The organism is Fodinibius sp. (assembly GCF_041642155.1).
Classification (GTDB): Bacteria; Bacteroidota; Rhodothermia; order Balneolales; family Balneolaceae; genus Fodinibius.
This window is the reverse complement of the sequence record NZ_JBEPWZ010000015.1, coordinates 1-21,007: the sequence shown is the minus strand read 5'-3', so window position 1 is coordinate 21,007 and position 21,007 is coordinate 1. Positions and strand designations below refer to the sequence as shown.

Here is a 21,007-nt window from a genome sequence, read left to right as displayed (position 1 = left end):
AGTGTTACTTTACTTCCGTAAATTGCTCCGGCTCTTTTTCCTTGACCAGGATTCTGAGGGCCTCCGTCATCCATTCCTGTTGAACACTACCCAGGGAAAAGCGGTAGGCTATCTTTCCTTTTCGGTCAATCACCAGAAAGAGATTGGCATGGTTCATATCACCGGAATCTCCCATTTCATAGCGGGATACCTTAAGCTTATCCAGTACCTCGTTTACATAATCAATTTCTCCGGTCAGCAGCTGTGTATTGTATTGATTCAGCTTACGATAATCGACTACTTGATTCAGAAGGTGCGGAGTATCTTTTTCCGGCTGCATTGTGATGGCTATTAGAACCACCTCGTCCCGCTCCTGCGTAGTCAGGCTATCCAGCGTTTGTTTTGCCTGGTCCAAAATCATCGGACAGGTATTAGCACAGGAAGCATATATTGAGGTAAGAATTACCACTTTATTATCGAAATCAGAGAGGCTTACTTCCTCTTCTTTATGATTTGTCAGTTTAAACTCCGGAGTTGTAAGGGCAACGCGAAGTGCGTCAGGACGAAAGGCCTGATCTTCTTTATCCGGAGCATCATACATCAACAGAAAGGAACCAGCTACAGATGCAACCAGTACCAGGGCCAGGGATGCATGCTTTTTTGCAATAGCCGGTGAGGAATATACCTTTTTAAGCGGCTCGCCCCATACAAATAAAATAACAACCGACAGGATCAGAGGATTAATCGTAAACACAATCGGATAAATCCATTGGATGCTTCCCGTTGCCGGATCATAGCCAAAGCACCACACTTTGAAATCCTCCGCAAATGCTCCCCAGGTTGTGTCTGTGACGGGCACAAATACCATAATCATGATAAGCACCCACGAAAAAAACAACGCAGCCAGCATAAATGAAGGGAAGCGCCACGAGATAAAATAGTTTTCTATGCGCTTCAGCATTTTTTTGAATTCATAAATTTATAATTATATCCATTAACAGGACTCCAGACTTAAAAAACCTGCCTGCGTCTACAAAACAGAATACAGGCGTTCGGCAGGATATTGCAATATTGCAATGTTAGGTTAATTCCAGTTTTCTACCTGATAAACCATAAGTCCGTAAGTGCAGCCCAACTGGCAAAGTAATAGATTGCAAAACTGAGCAGGAAAATGAGCACCAGGGCAATGGTTCCCGGCGTTTTCACATGGTAATCCTTTCCTTCCTCTTCATATCCTTTGCTTATCAATTCATCAGTCATTTTTTGATCCCGTTCGTTTTGCCAGGTCGGCATTTTTTGATCTTTAAGCGACGGACCGAAGAATACGGCGGCAACGATCAGTCCGATAAACAAAAGCAGACCAATAAATGCAATTGTTCCCCCGATTCCGAGGACCCCCAGGAAAATATGAGCGACCGGATCAAATCCAGTCTCAAGTACGGCTCCTCCAAAATCCACATCATACGTTCTTCGGGGTACACCGTAAGTGCCGGCAAACGACATTCCGAGCGACATCATCACAATACCTCCGCCAAACAGCCAGGGTTGAATCCGGGCCAGTTTCTTCATATAGAAATCTTTCTGGAATATAAGCGGCACCAGGTAATAGCAAAGCCCCATAAAGGCAAGAGTTGTCCCTCCGACTACCGTAGCATGGAAGTGTCCCGGTATGCGCAGGGTATTATGCGCCATGATATTTATCTGTTCAGTCCCCAGTGTAACCCCTGTGATACCGCCGATAAAGTCAAAGATAATTACGGAGAGGGCAATGGCGGAGAAGCCAGGATCTTTCCAGTGCAGTTTGGCGAACCATCCGAAAATTCCCTTATTAAAGCCCTTCCTGCGCATCGCAACCTCCATAGAAGCGGGAACGGTGTAGCCGTGAATCATGGAAGCAAGCACGGCCAGGTACATCGCGTACGAGGTGTTCCACATTTTTCACTCAGAGCTCAGTCCCGGATCAACCAAAAGGTGATGGGCGGCGGCAAGGTTGATAAACAGGATGTAAAGAATAAACGCACCCCGGCACACGGTTTCATTGAGCGGTTTTGCCCCGGTACTCATTGTAGCTACAAAGTACCAGACCGATACCATAGCGGCTACGTTAATTTGCTGAGAATGATGACCCAACCCCCACCACAGAAGTCGGTATGTACCGGTATCCATCATTTCCATCCATCCCATCGACCAGAAAAACGTCGGCACCAGTGCAGCCGCCCCGTGAAGCAGGGCAACCACAGCGATAATGGCCGCCGTTGTTGCGCCGAAAGTAACCAGCGGCATCGATCCTTCATACGTTTTATTCTTTTTTGCTATATACAGTGTAGCGAAAAAGTTAAAACAAACATTCAGCGCTCCTACGGCAAAAAGGATAATTCCCAGATAAAAAATCGGATGGGCTTCCAGGGGGGGATAGGAAGTGATCAATACATCAGCTCGTCCATCGAGAATGATATAGTTGGTCAAGAGAGCCCCGCCGACCATCAATGCAAGAAAAACATGCGCCAGGTTTTTCGAAAACATCTTGGTGTTCAGCAGGGTAGTGCTGGCAAAATAAAGTATGGCTATTTCGAAAAAGATAATCCAGAAGATCAGCATGTTTACTCCGTGAAGGGTGAGCATCCGGTAGTACCATACGTCACTCAAAAGCATTACGTTCGACCATCGCGTTAGTGCTAATGATATTGCTGCTATTCCACCAACTAATAGGAAAATGACGGCCAAAACGGCATTAATCTTCACAAAAAATTGTGCTCTCAGAAATATGGACAACCCTGTGGTTTCGCAAACCCGGTGAGCAGTAGCTTTAATTGTTTCAGTACTCATAGTTTGATACTTATTTTTAGGCTTCGACGATTATTTTACCGGTCATTCTGTGATGGCCTATCCCGCAAAACTCATTACAGATAATACTGAACTCACCGGTAGAAGTAGGGGTGATAGTCATCACATAATCATATCCGGGCAACACGTGTATATTCATGTTCATGGGAATGAGAGAAAAGCCATGCTGAAGATCGATAGATGAAAGATGGATGCGGTAGGTTTGATCTTTTTTAAGTTTTAAGATCGGATACCACTGCCATATACGCCCCATTAAATAGGCATCTCCGCCGGGCTCGGGCTGAACGATCGGTATATTGTTCATTTCCCCGACTTGGTTTGTTTCTACAAATTCATTGACTCGGTCGTTAAAAACTCCCGGATCGACTTCATATGTATTTTGGGGAGCGTTTTGTTTGCCCTGAAAATGCCACCACGGCATCGTTACCGACATAACCAGGCACCACGCCAACGCCATACCGACCCATAGCCGTTCTGAACCAGTTGGAGGTCGAAACCAGTTTCCTTTCGGATGAAATATGCTCATTGTTTTTTAAATTTAATTTATGATTAAGGTAAGATTCCCTGTTCAACAGTTAGGAGTTCTATCAGGCCCCAAAGAGTATAAGAGAGGATAGGTATAGCCAACCCCAGGGCCAGGAGCAGCCATATGTTATCCATGAATTTTTGAATTGGATGTATTTTTTCTTCTTCCATCGGTTTATTTGTTTTGTCCATTGGTATATGATTTAACTACGATATAGATAAAGAGAAATCCCCGGTTATGGCAAGCAGACCTCCGATGCTCATCAACCCGAGACCGACCACTGCTTCTACAGTATGGATGCTTTGATCGGCCCCGAATAGTTTTCTACCCATACCCTGCAACCCGGCGTAAGCAAAACCGATTACAAATATGGTTTGTCCCAGCCCGAACAGGAGCGGCTGCCAGCTCACAAGCCTTTTGCTTTTTAATCCATCCAGGCTGTAGCCGTACTCTTTCATCAGAATGATGACCATAACCATATAAGCCACCGTTACAGCACCAAGCGCCGCATGGTAATGAGCCGGAATAAGTGTAGACGATGTGCGAATCATGGCCCCCACACCAAATCCGGTAAGGGCAAGCAGTACACTTACAAACAACCCATTGAAATACAGATTCTGAAACAGCGGCCTATCGATGTTATCCTTGCTACGAGCTTTCCAGACGGTATGAACGGCAATTCCCATATAAATCAACACAACCGGAAAGATGAACCATCGCATCAATTGGGTAAATCCACTATAATAAAGCTGACTTGTAGTCCCATTGAGCAAAAGGAGTGGAGAAGTGGCAGCGGGTGTTACTAGGACCAAGAGTAATCCCCGGTTTAGTTTTTTACTGATGACATCACTGCCGGTCAATTTATACAGAAGAATCAGCCAGACGGTCAACATCCCAAGCACATTAGCAAACTGCAAGATATGTCCGCCACCCCACATAACCACCTCATAAAAAGTGATCCGTTCAGACATCTGCGGAGTAATTAACCACGAGGCAACAAGCGTGATTATGGCTATCAACACCAGCAGACCGGCGAAGGATATCGATTCCCGGGCACTATCAACATAAAAAGATAACTTGGGGCGCGTAGATAACGATCCGGTCTCGAAACTACCGGATGAAAATGTTACAATTAATCCGACTCCGAATAGCAGGAGTCCGCTGATAAAGAGAGGATGATCCAATACCGGAATGTAGTTCGCAAGAATAGGTTCCGCAGTTTCAAAAAATATGCTGGAAATCATACTAAGTACACCAAAGAATGCAATCTTCATCGCAATGGCATTTCGTATTCTGGAGACCGTATTAGTAAGCGACATGAAAAGCACGGCCAAAAACGAGTAAAACCACACCACCAACGCCAGGTCTACATGAAGAACCAGTGACTTTTTAGCAAACAGCGGGTCGGTTATAACGGCTGAAAGACCGGGTGTTCGCGCTAAAACAATGACTGCAGAAAATAGTCCCGATAGTAGTAATGTGAAGAGTGCGAGCTTAAGCCAACGCTTGGAGAAGTCTCTGGCGGTAAGCGACTGTGCCACAGACCAGATCTCAACCGGTAATAAAACAGCTTTTTTTAGAATCAGAAGCATATTTAATAGAATTAGCCAATCAATAGATGTCTATATCTATTATATAGCTCTATTAATAGATATACAAGTCTATTGAAATATTTTTTTATATTACCCGTGTAACAGCTGAAGAATATCCTATTCCGATAATTCGGGAAGCAAAGGAAGGTGGTATCAACAGCAGAAAAAACTTTACCTAATACCGGCGACAAATCTTTTTTATTTTGAAAGGCTAACTTTAATCTTTTTTTACGCTCCCTGAATGTTTCTAAATCAGACATCACAATATGCATTAAGAGCAATGACCGGCCTTGTAACCTTTCAGCAGGATGAGCCGATTTCTTCATCCCGGCTGGCTGAACTAACCGGCGTGCCTTCTCATTACCTGTCCAAGATTATGCGCAAAATGGTTGAGGCCGGATACGTAAACTCCCGGAAGGGACACGGGGGTGGGTTTATTATGAGTATAGACCCTGAGAAACTGACTATTATGGATGTGCTTACGGCTGCGGGTTTTGACATGGATGAACAGCCTTGTGTGTTTGGGTGGGATGAGTGTAAAAATGAGAACCCATGTCCGCTGCATCCTATTTGGAAGCGATTAAAGGACGCCTTTAACGATTGGGCATGTAATACCAACTTTGACGATATCCGACGAGAAAGCGGTATGGTGGATGACCTTGAGAAGTGGAACCAAAACCAGTCTCTTCGGTGAGTGCGTATCGTTACAGCCTGTCCCATCACTAAGCGAATGCTTTTGACCGGGAGAAATTCAGCTGTTAGAATTGTTATTTTCACCGGTTGGTGATCGATAATTGCAGAAGGAAAGGTTAATAAATGGGAAGGGAGCAAGGGAGACGGAAGACCTATTCGCTTAGTGGGCGGATTATAGAGTGCTTAACTGCACTAAAGGACCTTAATTATCTCTATGAGATTCTCAAAGATCTTTTCTTCTAAGAAAAGATCATGTCCTTTGCCATTTGGTTGACCCTGCCACTCAACGCCTCAACTTTATTTTAAGCTCAATTGATTTTATAAATCCCGAAATAACTGATAACAAAAAGGGTCATTGTAGGTTATTTGCATCTCGTTTATACTAACAACCTGCTTATAAATACGGAATTTCTTTTACAATTGAGATGAATTTCTAATGCATGGGACATATGAGAGCCCAAAAAGCAGCGCTAACTACTTTGCAATATGACTGATTTACTCAACATTTCATTGCCATTTTCCAATCCGGTAACGATTTTTGCACTGGTGATGCTGATCATTCTGCTGGCACCCATCCTTTTTAGAAAAATAAAAGTGCCCGGCATCGTCGGTATTATTCTGTCCGGGACAATCGTAGGTCCTAGTGTGCTCGGTCTTTTGGAGCGAGATAGTACGATTGAGCTTTTGGGGACTGTCGGACTTCTCTATCTTATGTTTATGGCGGGGTTATCTATTGACCTGAATCGGTTTGAAAAGTTGCGCAATCAAAGCATCGGATTTGGATCCCTTTCATACTTTTTTCCGGCACTGGGGGCATACGTAGGAGGGGTTTACCTGCTGGGTTATTCCATAGAAACTTCTCTCTTGCTCGGAGCCATCGTGGGATCCCATACATTGCTCGCTTATCCCATTGTGGAGCGCCTGGGAATCACTAAAAATACGGCCGTTACCATGTCTATGGGAGGGACGCTTGTAACGGATACACTTTCCCTGGGCATATTGGCTGTTATTGCGGGGACCGTGGGAGACAGTCAGGGTGCGGGGTACTGGACGGGATTTGCAACTTCGATCGCCCTGTTCCTGGCGGCGGCTATTTTCATCTTGCCGCGGTTGAGTCGATGGTTTTTTCAACATATGAAGCACGACAACTACGTGGATTTTGTATTCATGATGGCGGTCCTTTTTGTCACGGCTTTTCTTGCGGAGCTGGCGGGACTGGCATCCATCATAGGAGCATTTATTGCAGGACTGCTGATCAATCGCCTCGTGCCGATGAACGGTACGCTGATGAACAGAATCCAATTTGTAGGAAACGCGATGTTTATACCCTTTTTCCTGATCTCTGTGGGGATGCTGGTGAATGTTCAGGTGCTTGCAAACCTGGAGGTTTGGCTGATCGCCATCTTTTTTTCCATTCTTGTATTTGCAGGCAAGGCCATTGCAGCGGCCCTCATCCGTTTCATCAAAGGGTTTTCAAATGCCGAGGGACTGGTGATTTTCGGGCTTACCACTCCGCAGTCAGCGGCAACACTCGCCGTTACTTTGCTCGGGTACGACTTGGGTTTCTTCAATCAAACAGCTGTAAACGCTGTTATTATTTTGATTTTAATCACCTGTTTAATCGGCCCGTGGCTGGTTGAAAAACATGGGCGCGATGTGGCTCTCCAGGAGGAAGAAAAACCCTATAACCCTTCGGATACTCCCCAGCGAATTCTTGTTCCTCTTGCAAATCCAGAAACCTCGGATGCACTGATGGATATCGCATTTATGATTCGGGATGAAAATTCCGATCAGCCCGTATTTCCACTTACCGTAGCCCGCGACGGGAAAGATGTAGATGCACAAGTGGCGCGCGGTGAAAAGATGCTGAGCCACGCTGTGGTTCATGCCGCCTCGGCCGAGGTTCCTGTAAATCCGGTGACCTCAGTAGATTTTAACATCGCCCGGGGTATTGCACGCACAGTCAGTGAAAAGCTTGGATCGGTGGTGGTCATTGGTTGGAATGGGGCAGTATCAGCAAGAAAACAGATTTTCGGGAGTATTTTAGACCAGCTTCTCCAGGAAACTGACGAGATGGTGATGGTCGCAAAAGTTCATGACCCGGTAAATACGTTAAACCGGATTCTGGTTGCCGTTCCTCCATTCGCCTCGCTTGAAACAGGCTTTGCAGGAGCTATTCGTTCCCTCAAATTGATGGCTGATCAGATTGGAGGAGTGCTGATCTTTGTGATGACTGATGAACGGAAAGAGATAGTTCAAAAAAGAATAGAAGAGGTAAAACCCAATCTTGAGTCCGATTACCAATCCATCGAAAAATGGGTTGGATTGCCGGGATGGCTCGATGAGCAGGTCCGGGAGCATGATCTCTTTGTGTTGTTAAGTTCGCGTGCAGGATCGCTCTCCTGGCGTCCGGCGCTGGATCGCTTGCCGCGGGTCGTTGCTCAGCGCTATCCTGATCTCTCCTTTATTACTGTTTATCCCTCCGAGGTTGAGATGATGACCGGAGTTCACGAGCCGGAATTGGGTCTGAAACTGTTAGATCAGGAGAGGATCATCATTTCAGAGACCGGCGAAAGCCTTGAAGACAAATTGATACGGATGCTGCATAAGGATGAGTCCATTCCGCGACAGGATATAAAGCAGCTAATCCACAGGCTCCTTAATAACTCAAGCGACTATTCTCCCGAAATGATGAGCGGAGTTATGCTTTATGATACTCATACCTCAATTGTTGACGAGCAATTGCTGTTTATGGGCGCGATTCGGGAAGGATTAATAGTTCCAAAAGCCGCAAACAAGGCCCATGTCGTTTTAATGCTGTTGAGCCCCAAAGAGATGTCGGTTAAAAATCATCTGAAGGGGGTAAATGCCGCCGCCCGGTTAATAAGGCCCGGTAAGAGCCTTCAGCATTTAAAGGAAGCCGAAACCCCTGAAGAGATCTACAAAATAATTGTTAGCCAGACACATGATACTCAATCCTAACCGGCCTTTAGGGTAGGCAAGGTACGACGCTATAGGTTCGGTAATAGCACAGCAGTGATGGCTTTGGACGGTAGGCAAGTTTCCCCAGAGAACACCCGTCTTTTTCCAAAAATTCTAAAAAAAGCCCTTTATCATCCGTAAGGGGCGTTTTTATTTTCAAGTTTTTGATGGAGAAAATTGGGAAGTAATCCGAACTTGATCAACGAAGCCGGTTGCCAGTTACAGGTTAAATATCTTAGGATTTATGGATGAGCGAAAAGAAGAAGACTGGGTGAGGACTGTCTACTTGACATTTTCTTTTATGAAAGGAGGTATACCCACAGTTATTTATTTGCGAGATTCCCAATAACCAGGCTTTTGCCTTAGATTCATCATCACAAATATTGTGATAAATCATCCTCAACCGTATATACAATTCCATAAGGAAATCGAGAAACTAAAAACCTTCCTTCGGCAGGAGTAATCTTATTCCACCCGTTTCAGCAACACCCCAAAGTGTCCGTCACAATTATGTTTGTGGGGAAAGGTCTGATACCCGAAACCGCCGTCCACCATCACCTCATCGGGCACGTAGCCTTCTACAGTCTGGAGCTCAAAATGCTCATGCCGGTCGAGGAAATTCATCACCTGCTCCATGTTTTCTTCCTCTTCGAGCGAGCAGGTACTGTATACAAGGCGTCCGCCTTTCTTTACCATCCTGGCAGCGGAATCCAAAAGCTCTTTCTGCAGCTCAACGGCATTCCGGAGACTTTCTTCATCGCGACGCCAGCGAAGATCTGCGCGCTTGCTTAGCACGCCCGTACCGGTGCAGGGGGCATCCAGCAGCACGCCATCGGCTTCGTCAAGGGTAAGTTCTGTTACATCGGCCCGCCGCACGCGAATATTTTCAGCGTGATAGGAGAGGGCGCTTTCAGCCAGCCTGTCAAGGCGTTCGGATGAGATATCCACTGCCAGGATACTTCCTTCGGCGTTCATCAGGTCCGACATGAGGATACTTTTAGTGCCGGGCGCTGCACAGAGATCATAAATTTCCTCTCCGGGCTCGGGATCCAGCAGAAAAGGGGCAAATCCCGCTGCGATATCCTGGATCTGACAAAAGCCCTTGTCAAGCCAGCCTTTGGTAATAAAGGGAGCGACGCTATCCACCTGGAAATAGCCGGGCAGCCACTCGCTTTCCGTGAAAGGAATGTCTTTCTTGGTCATCCGGAGTTTGAAATTTTTGGTTTTAGTGCGCAGGTTATTGGCCCGGACGTAATAAGTGGGACGCTGGTTATTGGCCTGCATCAACTGAAAGGCTTCGCGCTCGCCAAATCGCCGGGTCCACCGTTCGACCAACCATTCCGGGTGCGAGAATGTTGTGGCAACCAGTTTTGTGCGATCCTCAAACGAGGGCTTGGGAAGATTTTCAATATCCCGCTGCAGGTTGCGCATAATGGCATTGGTCAGGTCTCCGGTGCGGGAGCCCAGTTTGAGTTTGGCAATCTCAACCGATTCGTTGATGGCTGCATAATCGGGGGTACTGTCCATGAAAATCATGTCGTAGATACCCAGCCGTAGAATGTTTTTTAATACGGGTTTCATTTCCCCGATCTGGACATTCGAAAATTCATCGATCAGGAAGTCGAGATATGAGCGGCGTCTTAAAATATTTTGTACATATTCGCGTACTTCAGCGCGGCCACGGGCGTCAAGCTTGTTGGCAACCGAATAATCCAGGATATTATGTTCATCAAAATGTATTAATATTTCTACGCTGACAGAACGGGCAGATGCTTCAGTATCCAATGCAATATCCAATTTTAGATTAAACTTTTGGGTGAAAATAGCAGGCCGTGACCTCTGTGCTGCTTACCGCTGACAAATAAAAAAGGTCTATTATTTATAATGCAGCTATTTTTGTTTACATAACAGGGCAACTTAGGTTGCAAAAAATACAGTTTTAGGAGGGGAGTTGCTAATGAAGAATTACAAAATTCGGGCGCAATGCGAATATTATAACAACTCTTCACATTTGATTGCGTTGTGCGAGATAATAGAGGGGTAATCCGAGTAATAAAATACCAATGCCAACCAGGGCTCCTGTGCCGGTAAACATGATACTTGAATAGAGCAGGTAAAGGCAGATAAGCATAAAAACGACGGGGGTCAGTGGATAGAGGGGAACGCTGAACGGCCGACCGTCTTTTTTTTCTGAATGGTTCCTGAAGATGAAGAGAGAGCCGGTCGTGAGCAGAATAAAAAACCAGAATACCGGAGCCGTATAATCGACCATGGTAGTTACGGCCTCCTGGGTGAAGCTTCCCAGTACGACCAGGCCGAGGGCTATGCCCCCCTGCAATAACAAGGCATTGATCGGGGCATTGGCCGTTTTATTCCACCGGCCCAGAAATCGAAGGAGAGAAAAATCGCGCCCCAGCGCGTAGTTTGTCCGCGCACCGGTAATGATGGTGGCATTGGCCGTTGACAAGGCCGAAACAATGACGATAAGGGCCATGGCAAGGGCGCCTCCGGAGCCGATAATGCGATTGCTTAATTCAACGCCGATAATGTCTGAATTTCTGAGGGTCTCCAATCCCAACACCTGAATATATGCCGCATTGATCAGCAAATACAGAAAGGTGATGATTGCGATAGCAAGCAGTAAGACACGAGTCATGTTTTTTCGCACGTCCTTGAGCTCTGCCGAGAGGTAGACGCCTTCGTTCCATCCGCCATAGGTTAACAGCACGAAAATCATGGCTGCGCCGGCCGAACTGGTTACATCGCCCGAAGACAGTGCAACGTCCGTGGAAGGTTCATGGATCAGCCCCACCGTCCCCGCTACAATGAGTACGATAACGATGAGGGATGTTAAAACGCTCTGGGTATTTTTGGAGGGTTGTGTTCCCCAAATATTCAATCCCGTCAGCGTAATAATAGTAAGCGCGGCATACACTGAAGAGCTGTTAGGCCCCAGGGGATAAATAGTAGTGGCATAGTCGCCCAGGATAAACGCCGTAAGGGCAATGGCGCCCGTTTGAATAACAGACATACGTCCCCACGAGAACAGGAAGCCTACGGCCGGACCGTAGGCCTCTCTCAGGAAATGGTATTCCCCGCCGGCATCCGGCTTGTTTGAGGCCAGCTCGGCATAGCAGAGCGCCCCGATAACGGATATGAGTCCCCCCGCCAGCCAGAACCCCAGGTAGTGCAGCTCGGAAGAGGCATTCTGTGCCACCATCGAGGGCAGCCGAAAGATGCCGATACCGACTACTATGCCGATGATAACTGCGGCCGCACTTAGATTATTGAAGGTTTGGCGCGGCCGGCCGCGGTCGGTATGTTCCATAACTGTTTCAGAGCCTCAGTTGAGGAATATTTATTTCTGCAGTGCTTTGCAAGACTACGATCTCATGATGAACTCTGCCAAATTGTAGCAGCGATGGTGTACTCGTTCGATCCTGCTAATAATCCTTTTCGTTTAGCAGACCCTGAAATAAATTCAAAGTATGCGGGTGTTGCAAAGTCTTCAGCAGTTATATCAATTTGAGTTTTATTATTGATGGGTGGCTGTCCACGACGAGACCGTCTTGTCGCTGGAAGTGTGGTGCTGTACGGTTCCTTCGACTGTATCGCCATTTACGCGGCCGCTATAAATATAATGCTGGTCTCCATCCACCGCCCGGAAAGATATACGGTCTCCTTCCAGCTCCTTTTCCTGGATATCATAGGAGGTCCCGTTCCCGTCCGACAGTGATACCGTTATATTTTGATATTGCTGATCAATTTGCATGCTGAAATCTTTCCCGTTAACGGCCCAGTTCCAGCTGCCGTCAACTTTGGCCGGAATAACCCAATAGTAAATAGTGTGCGTTCGGTTGGTATTCTCTGATGATAATGTCACTTCCTGGTCAGGTTCCCAGTCGCCCATATCAAAACTGTGAGATACAATACGGGTCCCGGGCTGGAGCTCATCAAGCAACTCCGGACGTAATTTTTTGTTGACCGAGGGCAACAGGTACATGGTGATAACGGAGGCTTCGCTAATATCAGTTTCAAAGATGTCCTGTTCCTTAAACAGTACCTTGTCATCTACCTTCTCTTTCCGGGCATTCTTGCGTGCTTCGGCAATGCGCTCGGGATCCAGGTCAATACCGTGGCCTGAAGCCCCTCGCTTGGCTGCGGCAATGACAATACGCCCATCACCTGAGCCCAGGTCTATGACATAGTCGTCGGACTGAACCTGTGCGATGTCGAGCATCTTTTCCACCACTTCATTGGGGGTGGGAACATAGGGGACGTCAAGATCCTGGGCACTTAGGGGCAGTGAAAAACTAAGAAAAAATCCAATTACTGCAGCCTTGTAAATAGCAGAGTACGATTGACGTATAGAAGTTGGCATGATGGTCACCGGTAGATTGATTGAAATATGTAGTTAGGGTACGTTTTTTTTAATACGCGCACAACGCTTGATCCTCGTTAAGGATAGTCAATATAGCCATACTGAATAAAATAGCGCCGATAGCCAATATATGATATTTTTTAACATTCAAATATACAATAACTCTTATTGGTGGTACTATGTTCCTTTTTAAATGTTATAAAAAGTTAAGTCCTTGCGGGTTCGGTTCATCTTAATTAATACAATCAACATATTAGCCAAGCAACTGCTACCTGCCGTGTTTTCTCCGTCAGCAACTATTATACTTTTCTTCTGGCAAAACAGAAAGCTCTTTTATTAATATTTCTTCTTATATGTAAAATAAATTGGTTAAACACTTTCATTTTCAAAGGAAAAAGCCTAATTTTGCCGCTTCCATAGTGATGGAAGATAATGACTTGAAAAATGAAATTATCAATACCATAGTTAACTCATTACAATCCATTTATAAAGATAAATAATGAATAAAGGAACCATTGCACAGGTTATTGGTCCGGTTGTGGATGTCGACTTTGACCAGGGAGAAATTCCGCCCGTATTAAATGCCCTCTATATCGAACGAGAAGATAATTCCAAACTCTATCTGGAAGTAGCCCAGCATTTAGGTGAAAATCGTGTCCGCACGATTGCGATGGATTCAACCGATGGTTTGGTACGCAAGACCGAAGTGGTTGATACCGGCGCTCCGATTTCTATGCCGGTTGGCGAAGATATCCGGGGACGCGTTTTTAACGTTGTCGGAGAGCCTATTGACGGTATTGACGCACCCAAAGGCGATCGTCAGTATCCTATCCACCGGCCTGCACCCGATTTTGATGAGCTGGCAACTTCTACAGAGATGCTGGAAACAGGTATAAAAGTAATTGATCTTCTTTGCCCGTATGCCAAAGGGGGAAAAACGGGCCTGTTCGGTGGAGCCGGAGTCGGCAAGACGGTGCTTATTCAGGAGTTGATTAATAATATCGCCAAGGGACACGGTGGATTGTCGGTCTTTGCCGGGGTCGGCGAGCGTACCCGCGAAGGGAATGACCTGCTTCGGGAGATGCTGGAAGCCAATATTATTAATTACGGCGAAGATTTCATGGAAGCTTATGAAAAGGGTAACTGGGAGCTCGAAGAAGTGGATAAAAAAGCTCTTAAAGAATCCAAGGCTACCTTTGTATTCGGGCAGATGAATGAACCCCCGGGAGCCCGTGCGCGTGTGGCGCTTTCGGGACTGACGATTGCCGAGTATTTCCGGGATGAAGTAAGTAGGGATATATTGTTCTTTATCGATAATATTTTCCGTTTTACCCAGGCAGGATCGGAGGTTTCGGCGCTGCTCGGACGTATGCCATCGGCTGTGGGTTACCAACCCACGCTGGCTACTGAGATGGGCGACCTGCAGGAACGTATTACCTCTACCAAAAAAGGATCCATTACATCTGTTCAGGCAGTTTATGTTCCGGCCGATGACTTGACCGATCCCGCACCGGCCACAACATTTGCCCACCTTGATTCTACCACGACATTGAGCCGTGCGCTCACCCAGATCGGTATCTATCCTGCCGTGGATCCGCTTGACTCCTCCTCGCGAATATTGGATCCGCATATTGTCGGTGAAGAGCACTATGAGACGGCACAGAGTGTTATCGAGATTCTCCAAAAGTACAAAGACCTGCAGGATATTATTGCAATCCTGGGTATGGATGAGCTTTCCGACGAGGATAAGACCACGGTGGCCCGGGCGCGTCGTATTCAGCGCTTTCTCAGCCAGCCGTTCTTTGTAGCAGAGCAGTTTACAGGTCAGCCGGGTAAGTATATCAATATCGACGACACCGTGAAGGGATTCCAGAAAATTCTGGAAGGTGAACTCGACCACTTGCCTGAAAATGCGTTTTATATGGTGGGTACCATTGAAGAGGCGGAAGAAAAAGGCAAAAAGCTATTGGCTGAAGAGAAAGAAGCTGCAGAATAAGGATAGGATATGACAAGTTTTAGAGCACAGATACTTACGCCTGAAGGGTCACTCTTTGACGATGACGTGACAGGGGTAAAGCTGCCCGGCACGATGGGCAGCTTTGAAGTAAAGACGCACCACGCCAACATCATGTCCACGCTTGAGGTTGGTGAAGTGGTGGTCCGTAAAGCCACCGGAGACGAGCAACGATTTGCCATTACCGGCGGATTTGTTGAAGTCGTCGATAATACGCTGAACCTTCTGGCGGAAGCGGCAGAACCGATAAAGGAGATCGATATCGAACGGGCGAAAGAAGCCAAAAAACGGGCACTTGAACGCCTGGAGTCAGACGATGACCATATCGATAAAAATCGTGCTCAAAAGGCGCTTGAGCGGGCCCGGAACCGCATTAAGCTTTTTTCTGACGTAACCGTTTCTACGCAGTAAGAGCCGGGATTCAAGTATAAAGTTAGTTATAGTACGAATCTGTGTCAGAAGCTGCCCCACAAGCTGGCTATAGCATCTCTTAAAAACAGGAATTCTGATTAACATCAAAGCCTGAGTGAATTCAAAACCCGAAGCATAGGAGAATTTTGAATTCGCGAAAATGCCGCTATTGGACATTAGAGCGGATTTGCAAAGCGCCCTTGGGGGCAATCTCTTTCAGCAGAGGTTGCCTTTTTTATGTTAGAGGGTATACTACTTACCAGTCAATACGTCCCGTGCCCGTATTGTTCCCATTATTTTGCCCTGTTCCTTCCTGTGGTGGTACAAATCCCGCCGGCGGTTCGAAAGGTTCATAGCTCCAGGGCGCTTCGGGATCCGAGGAAGCCAGTTTAATAAACTGACCCACCATCGGCAGGGCGGTACGGGCACCCTGTCCCGTCTGGCTTGTCACAGGAAAGCGAATACGCCGATCGGCTCCGCCCACCCAGGCTCCCATGACAATATGGGGCGTCATCCCTACAAACCAGGTGTCCGCCGCATTTTGGGTCGTTCCCGTTTTTCCGGCGATATCCTGCTTGACATTATAGGTACTCCGCAGCCGAACGCCCGTGCCATAATAATCCTCGCCCCCGTTGATAACGCCCCGCATCATATCAAGCATAATATAGGCGGTTTCCGGGCTGATCACCTCTTGTTGCGATTCTGCCTGGTATTCTTTCACCACATTACCCGCTTTATCTTCAATGCGGGTGACTGCAAGGGGTTCTATGTGAACACCCTGATTGGCAAAGGTCGTATACGCGCTGACCAGATCAAGCAGGGATACTTCGGCCGTGCCAAGAGCAATGGAGGGGTAGGGTTCAACCCCTCCCATGTCGATCCCCATATTTTGAGCCATCTGCTTGATTTTCCGGGCCGCGGGAATGAGGTCTTCAAGCTGATCCGTACCGGGCGCCCCCGCGATTTCTGGGAGCAGTGATACGGTCACATTATTCAGGCTGCGTGCTATTCCTTCCCGCAGCGGTACCATACCGCCGGTATCTCCGCCGTAGTTGGTGATGCTCCAGGTTCCCCCGGTTTTTTGGTTGAAAACAGGGGGTTCGTTCGGAAATTTGTGATACGGCATATAGCCGTTGTCGATGGCTACGGTGTACACAAACGGTTTAAAGGTGGAGCCGGTCTGTCGTTTGGACTGATAGACGTGGTCAAACTGCACATCTCCGTAGTTGGAGCCCCCGATCCAGGTCAGAATATGTCCACTGCTCGGGTCAATACCTACAAATCCGGCTTCCAGTCGCATCCGGGCCCGCATGACGGAATCCACAAAAGCCTCGTCCGCCTTCAGCTTTTCCAGGACGACAGAACGCTGGTCGGTGTCGTATTTTGAAAAGCCGTTCTTGTAACGGTCGGTTTCTTCAATCAGGCTGCCCAGGAAATTGGGGTACCGGTTCCACAGAATATCCATAAATTCTCCATTGGCAGATGTCCACTCATCCTCAAAGACCGCCTGGAGTGAGTCGAGTTTGGTTTCAACGGCCTGCTGGGCATATCTTTGCAGGCGCGAATCGATGGTCGTATAGATCGTGAGTCCGTCGGTATCCAGGTTATAACCGTTATCCTCAGCCCAGGCGTCTACCTGCTGGCGGACATACTGTCCGAAGTACTTGCTCTCCCGTCTTGTCTTTGAGGGGGGATGATAATCAAGGGTAATCGGCTTGTTAAACATCCGGGTGGCGATGGTGTCGCCCAGAAAACCCCGCTTGTTAAGCTGCATGATAACTGTATTCCGCCGTGCCGTGGCATTTTCAGGATTGATGCGTGGATTATACAGGTACACCCCTTTAAGCGAGCCGATAAGTGTTGCCGCTTCGGTGACGGTTAAATCCTGTGCATTCTTGCCGAAATGCGTACGGGCCGCGGTCTGAATTCCGAAGGCGCTGTTCGGGAATTCAACGGTATTCAGATACATTTCAATGATCTCCCGCTTGGTATAATTATCCTCAATCTCTATTGCGGTGATCATTTCCCGCAGCTTTCGGATCACCGAAAACTCCCGGCCGATCTTTTTATAAAGATTTCGCGCCAGCTGCTGGGTGATGGTGGACCCGCCCTGCACGCGGCCATTGATCAGGTGCCAGGGCACCGCCAGAGTCCGGATCACATCGATGCCCCAGTGATCATAAAAGCGGTGGTCTTCCGTGGCGACCAGGGCGTTGATGACATGGGGAGAAATGTTTTCGTAGGATACATAGGAGCGGTTCTCGGTATAATAATAGCGGTCCAGGACCACGCCATCCCGGCTTTTTACTTCGGAAGCGACGGCGGTCTGAGGATTTTCAAGATCCTGTATAGAGGGAAGTCCGGAAAAAAGATAAATCAGAAACCCGGTGAAAAGGATGATTAATAAACCGCCCGCAATACCGGCCCATCTGAAGAGATCATTGCCGGTAGGATTCCAGTTTGACAATATATTCCAGTTGAAGGTCGAATCGTTATCGTTATTCTTGTCACCTCCATTTGCTTTATTTCGGCGATATTCCGGATCGTTAAAGTAACGATCCATTTCATTGTCAAAATCTGAGTTACTCATCTATCGTTATTGTTGAATCAAAGGGTTGTAAGGATTGTGTTCCCGTTTCCCAAGAAACGAGGTCAGCCGAATGATTATTGTAGAGCGCCATCGTGCGGTGGTTGTAGAAGGTACCCAAATTTATATAGCTTCCGAAGGCAAAATGTTTCATGCGCGGAATATGATCATGTCCGGATATAATCAGATCAATTTCCGTGTGTTGCAACTGTCGTTCGGCCCAGTCGCTGAGCACCTGCCGATTATCTTCAGGACGGTTTATCCACCGGTTGAATTTCGAAAAATATTTCATGAGCTGCAGCCCGATCCGGGGCGGTAACACCCGCTGGTATAACTTGACAAAGCCCGGGTGCCGGAGCAGGCGATGTAAAAAAGGGCGCGGCAACCCAAATGATGAATCGGCCAAGCCATCGCCGTGCAGCAGCAGGAGTTGTTGTTCATTCACGGTGATCTTAACATATTCGGATACCACATGGAAGCCCCGATCGGAGAGATGTCCCCGGGTCCAGTTGTCGTGATTGCCGGTAATATAGAGCGTAGGTCCCAACGCCTGATTATATTCCTCAAAACGATCAAGGAGCCGGCGTCCAAGGGAGGGGATATAGTCCGGGAATTCCATCCAGTAGTCAAAAAGATCGCCCAACACCGCCAGCCGGATTTCGTTGCGCTCACAATAATTGACGAGCTGAATCAGCTCAGATTCTATCCGGTCATTTTTAGTTTCCGCGAAACCGCCTAAATGGGCGTCCGAGATAAATAAAATAGGTGCTGATAATGTAAGTTCATCCATCCAAACCGTCGCAGCGCTACTTTTTTCGCCTGATAATAAATTCAATAAGATCTTCAAACGCTTGTCGATCGTCAGATTTCGGCAGGGTAGACAGTTTTGAAAGTGCTTTGGTGGCATAATTATCCATGATGGAGCGGGCATATTCCATGCCTCCTTTTTCGTGCACGAAAGAAACGATGTTATCAATATCAGACTGGCTCTTATTCCGCTTGCGCATGAGGTACCGGATGCGAATGGTTTCCGTAACCGACGCGTTGTCAAGCGCCTTTATGAAGGGGAGCGTAACCTTGCGCTCGCGGATATCATTGCGCGTGGGCTTACCGATATCCCCGACGCCGTAGTCAAAAAGATCATCGCGAATTTGAAAGGCGATGCCGGTATATATCCCGATATCGTGCATCTTCTGGTGATGGGTCGGATCGTCGCTGGTGGATATGGCACCGCACTCACAGCATGCGGCAATAAGGCTGGCCGTTTTCTCGGAGATAACCTTGAAATAGTAGTCCTCATCCATATTGAAAAGGCGTGCCGCCTTGAATTGGCGAAGCTCTCCTTCACTCATGCTTTTGACCGCCCTGGAAAGCACTTTAAGTAGCTTGAACTCGTCATAGTCGAGCGCAATAAGCAAGCCTTTTGAAAGGAGGAAGTCGCCCAGCAGCACGCTGGCTTTATTTTTCCACACTTTATTGATGCTCAGGAAGCCGCGCCGCACTTCAGCGTCGTCAACGACGTCGTCGTGAATCAGGGTTGCCGTGTGGAGCAGCTCAATCATCGTTGCTGCTACATAGCTGCGTTGCGTGACATCACCGAACAGCCGGGCAGACATGAATACGAGCGTGGGACGGATTTCCTTACCCTTCTGACGAAGCAGGTACTGGACAATCTGATCAAGCACAAAGACATCCGTTCGCAATGCCTTTTTATAGAACGTACGAAATTCAGAAAGATCATCCGATACCGGATGTGTAATTTGCCGGAGTGTTTTTTTCTCCTTTCCATTAAAGGAGGTAACTTCTTTTAATTGCGTATCAATCATGTGCCAATAGTATATGGCTTGATATTAGGGCTGTAAATAAAAGTTGAAATTTAATAATTATTCAGGTTTTATACTTTCGTCATTTCCGATAGCATTTTGATACGGAAATATAGAAGTTCAATGGGCAATTACTAAATTTTTTAATGTACTATGATTGAAGTCGATATTAGTCGTGCACAATCCTTTTTATCAGACAGGGAATTCGATAAAAGTTATAAAAAGGCGGAAGAAGGCCTTAAACAGGTACAGGAGCAGAAAGGAGAAGGAGCCGAATGGCTCGGCTGGCGAACGCTGCTTTCCGGACCAAACGATGCCATTTTGGAACAAATGGACAGTCTGTCCGACACCATCCGCACCGATGCTGATGTCTTTGTTGTGTGCGGTATCGGGGGGTCCTATCTGGGATCTCGTGCGGTGATAGAGGCGTTATCTTCTTTCTTTGGGAACAGTGGTCCCGAGATTTTATATGCCGGTCACCATATGAGCGGCAAATATCTCAGGGAACTGATCGGCTATCTCGAGGAACCCAACAGTGAGGGGGAGCCCAAAAGCGTATATCTGAACGTCATTTCTAAATCGGGAACCACCCTGGAGACGGCGCTCTCTTTCCGAATGCTGCGTAACTGGATGAAAAACCGGTTTGAAGATACCAATGATCGTATTATTTGCACGACAAGCGCCGAGGGGGGCGCCCTAAACAAGCTCGTTGAAGAACATAATTATCAAAAATTTGTTATCCCGGATGATGTTGGGGGACGTTTTTCCGTGTTGACGCCGGTGGGACTCCTGCCTATTGCGGTGGCGGGCGTCGACATACGCAGTTTATTTTATGAAGCAGTATCAAAATATGAAGCCCTGGAAGATGATCCGGGGCCGGTGCTTGCCTATGCCGCTACCAGACATGCACACTACGAGCGGGGCAAAACGATTGATCTTTTTACCACGTTTGAGCCTCAGCTGGAGGCTTTCTGCGGATGGCTGCAACAGCTGCTGGGGGAAAGCGAGGGAAAAGATCATAAGGGAATATTCCCGGCAAAAGCGACTTATTCTACCGATTTACACAGTTTGGGACAGTTTATCCAGGAGGGGACGCGCACGATGACGGAAACTTTTTTGTGCGTGAGATCGATAAACGATAGCCCGGAGGTCCCGGAACAGCGGCAAAATCATGA

At 47.3% G+C, this 21,007-nt stretch carries 14 protein-coding genes and 1 pseudogene; 5 read left to right on the top strand and 10 right to left on the bottom strand.

The genetic code is table 11. The annotated features are described in order from the left end of the window. Positions 1 to 4: 4 nt before the first annotated feature. From ACESLU_RS02250 to ACESLU_RS02235, 4 genes and pseudogenes are all read right to left on the bottom strand, one after another. Positions 5 to 940: an SCO family protein gene (locus ACESLU_RS02250; RefSeq protein WP_372634521.1), complete on the bottom strand. Its 936-nt coding sequence runs from the start codon at positions 938 to 940 to the stop codon at positions 5 to 7. A 137-nt stretch (positions 941 to 1,077) separates the two neighbouring features. Next, positions 1,078 to 2,805: pseudogene (locus tag ACESLU_RS02245) on the bottom strand (cbb3-type cytochrome c oxidase subunit I). Between the two features lie 16 nt (positions 2,806 to 2,821). After that, positions 2,822 to 3,280: a cytochrome C oxidase subunit II gene (locus ACESLU_RS02240; RefSeq protein ID WP_372634519.1), complete on the bottom strand. Its 459-nt coding sequence runs from the start codon at positions 3,278 to 3,280 to the stop codon at positions 2,822 to 2,824. A 275-nt stretch (positions 3,281 to 3,555) separates the two neighbouring features. Beyond that, on the bottom strand, positions 3,556 to 4,941 hold the full coding sequence (locus ACESLU_RS02235) for a hypothetical protein (protein WP_372634516.1): 1,386 nt from the start codon (positions 4,939 to 4,941) through the stop codon (positions 3,556 to 3,558). Between the two features lie 241 nt (positions 4,942 to 5,182). On the opposite strand from ACESLU_RS02235, the gene ACESLU_RS02230 reads away from it, so the two are divergent. Continuing rightward, the gene (locus ACESLU_RS02230; RefSeq protein WP_372634513.1) at positions 5,183 to 5,635 is read left to right on the top strand and encodes an Rrf2 family transcriptional regulator; all 453 of its coding nucleotides are present in this window, start codon (positions 5,183 to 5,185) and stop codon (positions 5,633 to 5,635) included. Positions 5,636 to 6,120: 485 nt separating this feature from the next. Further along, a complete protein-coding gene (locus ACESLU_RS02225) occupies positions 6,121 to 8,616 on the top strand; it encodes a cation:proton antiporter (protein ID WP_372634510.1) in 2,496 nt (831 codons plus the stop codon). 465 nt (positions 8,617 to 9,081) lie between these two features. Here ACESLU_RS02225 and rsmB read toward each other — a convergent pair whose 3' ends face one another. The 3 genes from rsmB to ACESLU_RS02210 form a co-directional block, all read right to left on the bottom strand. After that, positions 9,082 to 10,401, bottom strand: coding sequence for a 16S rRNA (cytosine(967)-C(5))-methyltransferase RsmB (gene rsmB, locus ACESLU_RS02220; RefSeq protein WP_372634507.1), 1,320 nt, complete (start codon positions 10,399 to 10,401; stop codon positions 9,082 to 9,084). A 220-nt stretch (positions 10,402 to 10,621) separates the two neighbouring features. Beyond that, on the bottom strand, positions 10,622 to 11,944 hold the full coding sequence (locus tag ACESLU_RS02215) for an APC family permease (RefSeq protein WP_372634504.1): 1,323 nt from the start codon (positions 11,942 to 11,944) through the stop codon (positions 10,622 to 10,624). A gap of 207 nt (positions 11,945 to 12,151) precedes the next feature. Next, the gene (locus ACESLU_RS02210) at positions 12,152 to 12,997 is read right to left on the bottom strand and encodes a methyltransferase domain-containing protein (RefSeq protein ID WP_372634501.1); all 846 of its coding nucleotides are present in this window, start codon (positions 12,995 to 12,997) and stop codon (positions 12,152 to 12,154) included. Positions 12,998 to 13,496: 499 nt separating this feature from the next. Here ACESLU_RS02210 and atpD point away from each other — a divergent pair, with 499 nt between their 5' ends. Together atpD and atpC are read left to right on the top strand one after the other, a co-directional pair. Next, positions 13,497 to 14,993, top strand: a complete 1,497-nt coding sequence (gene atpD, locus ACESLU_RS02205; RefSeq protein ID WP_372634498.1) for a F0F1 ATP synthase subunit beta — start codon at positions 13,497 to 13,499, stop codon at positions 14,991 to 14,993. 9 nt (positions 14,994 to 15,002) lie between these two features. After that, positions 15,003 to 15,422, top strand: a complete 420-nt coding sequence (atpC, locus tag ACESLU_RS02200; RefSeq protein ID WP_372634495.1) for an ATP synthase F1 subunit epsilon — start codon at positions 15,003 to 15,005, stop codon at positions 15,420 to 15,422. Positions 15,423 to 15,678: 256 nt separating this feature from the next. Here the strand turns inward: atpC and ACESLU_RS02195 are convergent, their stop codons facing one another. Genes ACESLU_RS02195 through ACESLU_RS02185 form a run of 3 tightly spaced genes read right to left on the bottom strand, consistent with a single transcriptional unit; the run spans position 15,679 to position 19,835 of the window. After that, a complete protein-coding gene (locus ACESLU_RS02195) occupies positions 15,679 to 18,012 on the bottom strand; it encodes a penicillin-binding protein 1A (protein ID WP_372634493.1) in 2,334 nt (777 codons plus the stop codon). Continuing rightward, on the bottom strand, positions 18,005 to 18,799 hold the full coding sequence (locus tag ACESLU_RS02190; protein WP_372634491.1) for a UDP-2,3-diacylglucosamine diphosphatase: 795 nt from the start codon (positions 18,797 to 18,799) through the stop codon (positions 18,005 to 18,007). Before ACESLU_RS02190 ends, ACESLU_RS02195 begins: the two co-directional genes overlap by 8 nt. Positions 18,800 to 18,815: 16 nt before the next feature. Next, positions 18,816 to 19,835: a polyprenyl synthetase family protein gene (locus ACESLU_RS02185; RefSeq protein ID WP_372634489.1), complete on the bottom strand. Its 1,020-nt coding sequence runs from the start codon at positions 19,833 to 19,835 to the stop codon at positions 18,816 to 18,818. A gap of 150 nt (positions 19,836 to 19,985) precedes the next feature. On the opposite strand from ACESLU_RS02185, the gene ACESLU_RS02180 reads away from it, so the two are divergent. After that, positions 19,986 to 21,007: glucose-6-phosphate isomerase (locus ACESLU_RS02180; RefSeq protein ID WP_372634486.1), on the top strand; the 1,022-nt coding region annotated here is incomplete at its 3' end.

What these genes read in the sequence shown, in the direction of transcription:
- ACESLU_RS02215 (WP_372634504.1), bottom strand. Translation starts at nt 11,944, where the DNA reads ATGGAACATACCGACCGCGGCCGGCCGCGCCAAACCTTCAATAATCTA.
- ACESLU_RS02190 (WP_372634491.1), bottom strand. Translation starts at nt 18,799, where the DNA reads ATGGATGAACTTACATTATCAGCACCTATTTTATTTATCTCGGACGCC.
- atpD (WP_372634498.1), top strand. Translation starts at nt 13,497, where the DNA reads ATGAATAAAGGAACCATTGCACAGGTTATTGGTCCGGTTGTGGATGTC.
- ACESLU_RS02225 (WP_372634510.1), top strand. Translation starts at nt 6,121, where the DNA reads ATGACTGATTTACTCAACATTTCATTGCCATTTTCCAATCCGGTAACG.
- ACESLU_RS02235 (WP_372634516.1), bottom strand. Translation starts at nt 4,941, where the DNA reads ATGCTTCTGATTCTAAAAAAAGCTGTTTTATTACCGGTTGAGATCTGG.
- ACESLU_RS02195 (WP_372634493.1), bottom strand. Translation starts at nt 18,012, where the DNA reads ATGAGTAACTCAGATTTTGACAATGAAATGGATCGTTACTTTAACGAT.
- atpC (WP_372634495.1), top strand. Translation starts at nt 15,003, where the DNA reads ATGACAAGTTTTAGAGCACAGATACTTACGCCTGAAGGGTCACTCTTT.
- ACESLU_RS02210 (WP_372634501.1), bottom strand. Translation starts at nt 12,997, where the DNA reads ATGCCAACTTCTATACGTCAATCGTACTCTGCTATTTACAAGGCTGCA.
- ACESLU_RS02240 (WP_372634519.1), bottom strand. Translation starts at nt 3,280, where the DNA reads ATGGCGTTGGCGTGGTGCCTGGTTATGTCGGTAACGATGCCGTGGTGG.
- ACESLU_RS02250 (WP_372634521.1), bottom strand. Translation starts at nt 940, where the DNA reads ATGCTGAAGCGCATAGAAAACTATTTTATCTCGTGGCGCTTCCCTTCA.
- ACESLU_RS02230 (WP_372634513.1), top strand. Translation starts at nt 5,183, where the DNA reads ATGTTTCTAAATCAGACATCACAATATGCATTAAGAGCAATGACCGGC.
- ACESLU_RS02185 (WP_372634489.1), bottom strand. Translation starts at nt 19,835, where the DNA reads ATGATTGATACGCAATTAAAAGAAGTTACCTCCTTTAATGGAAAGGAG.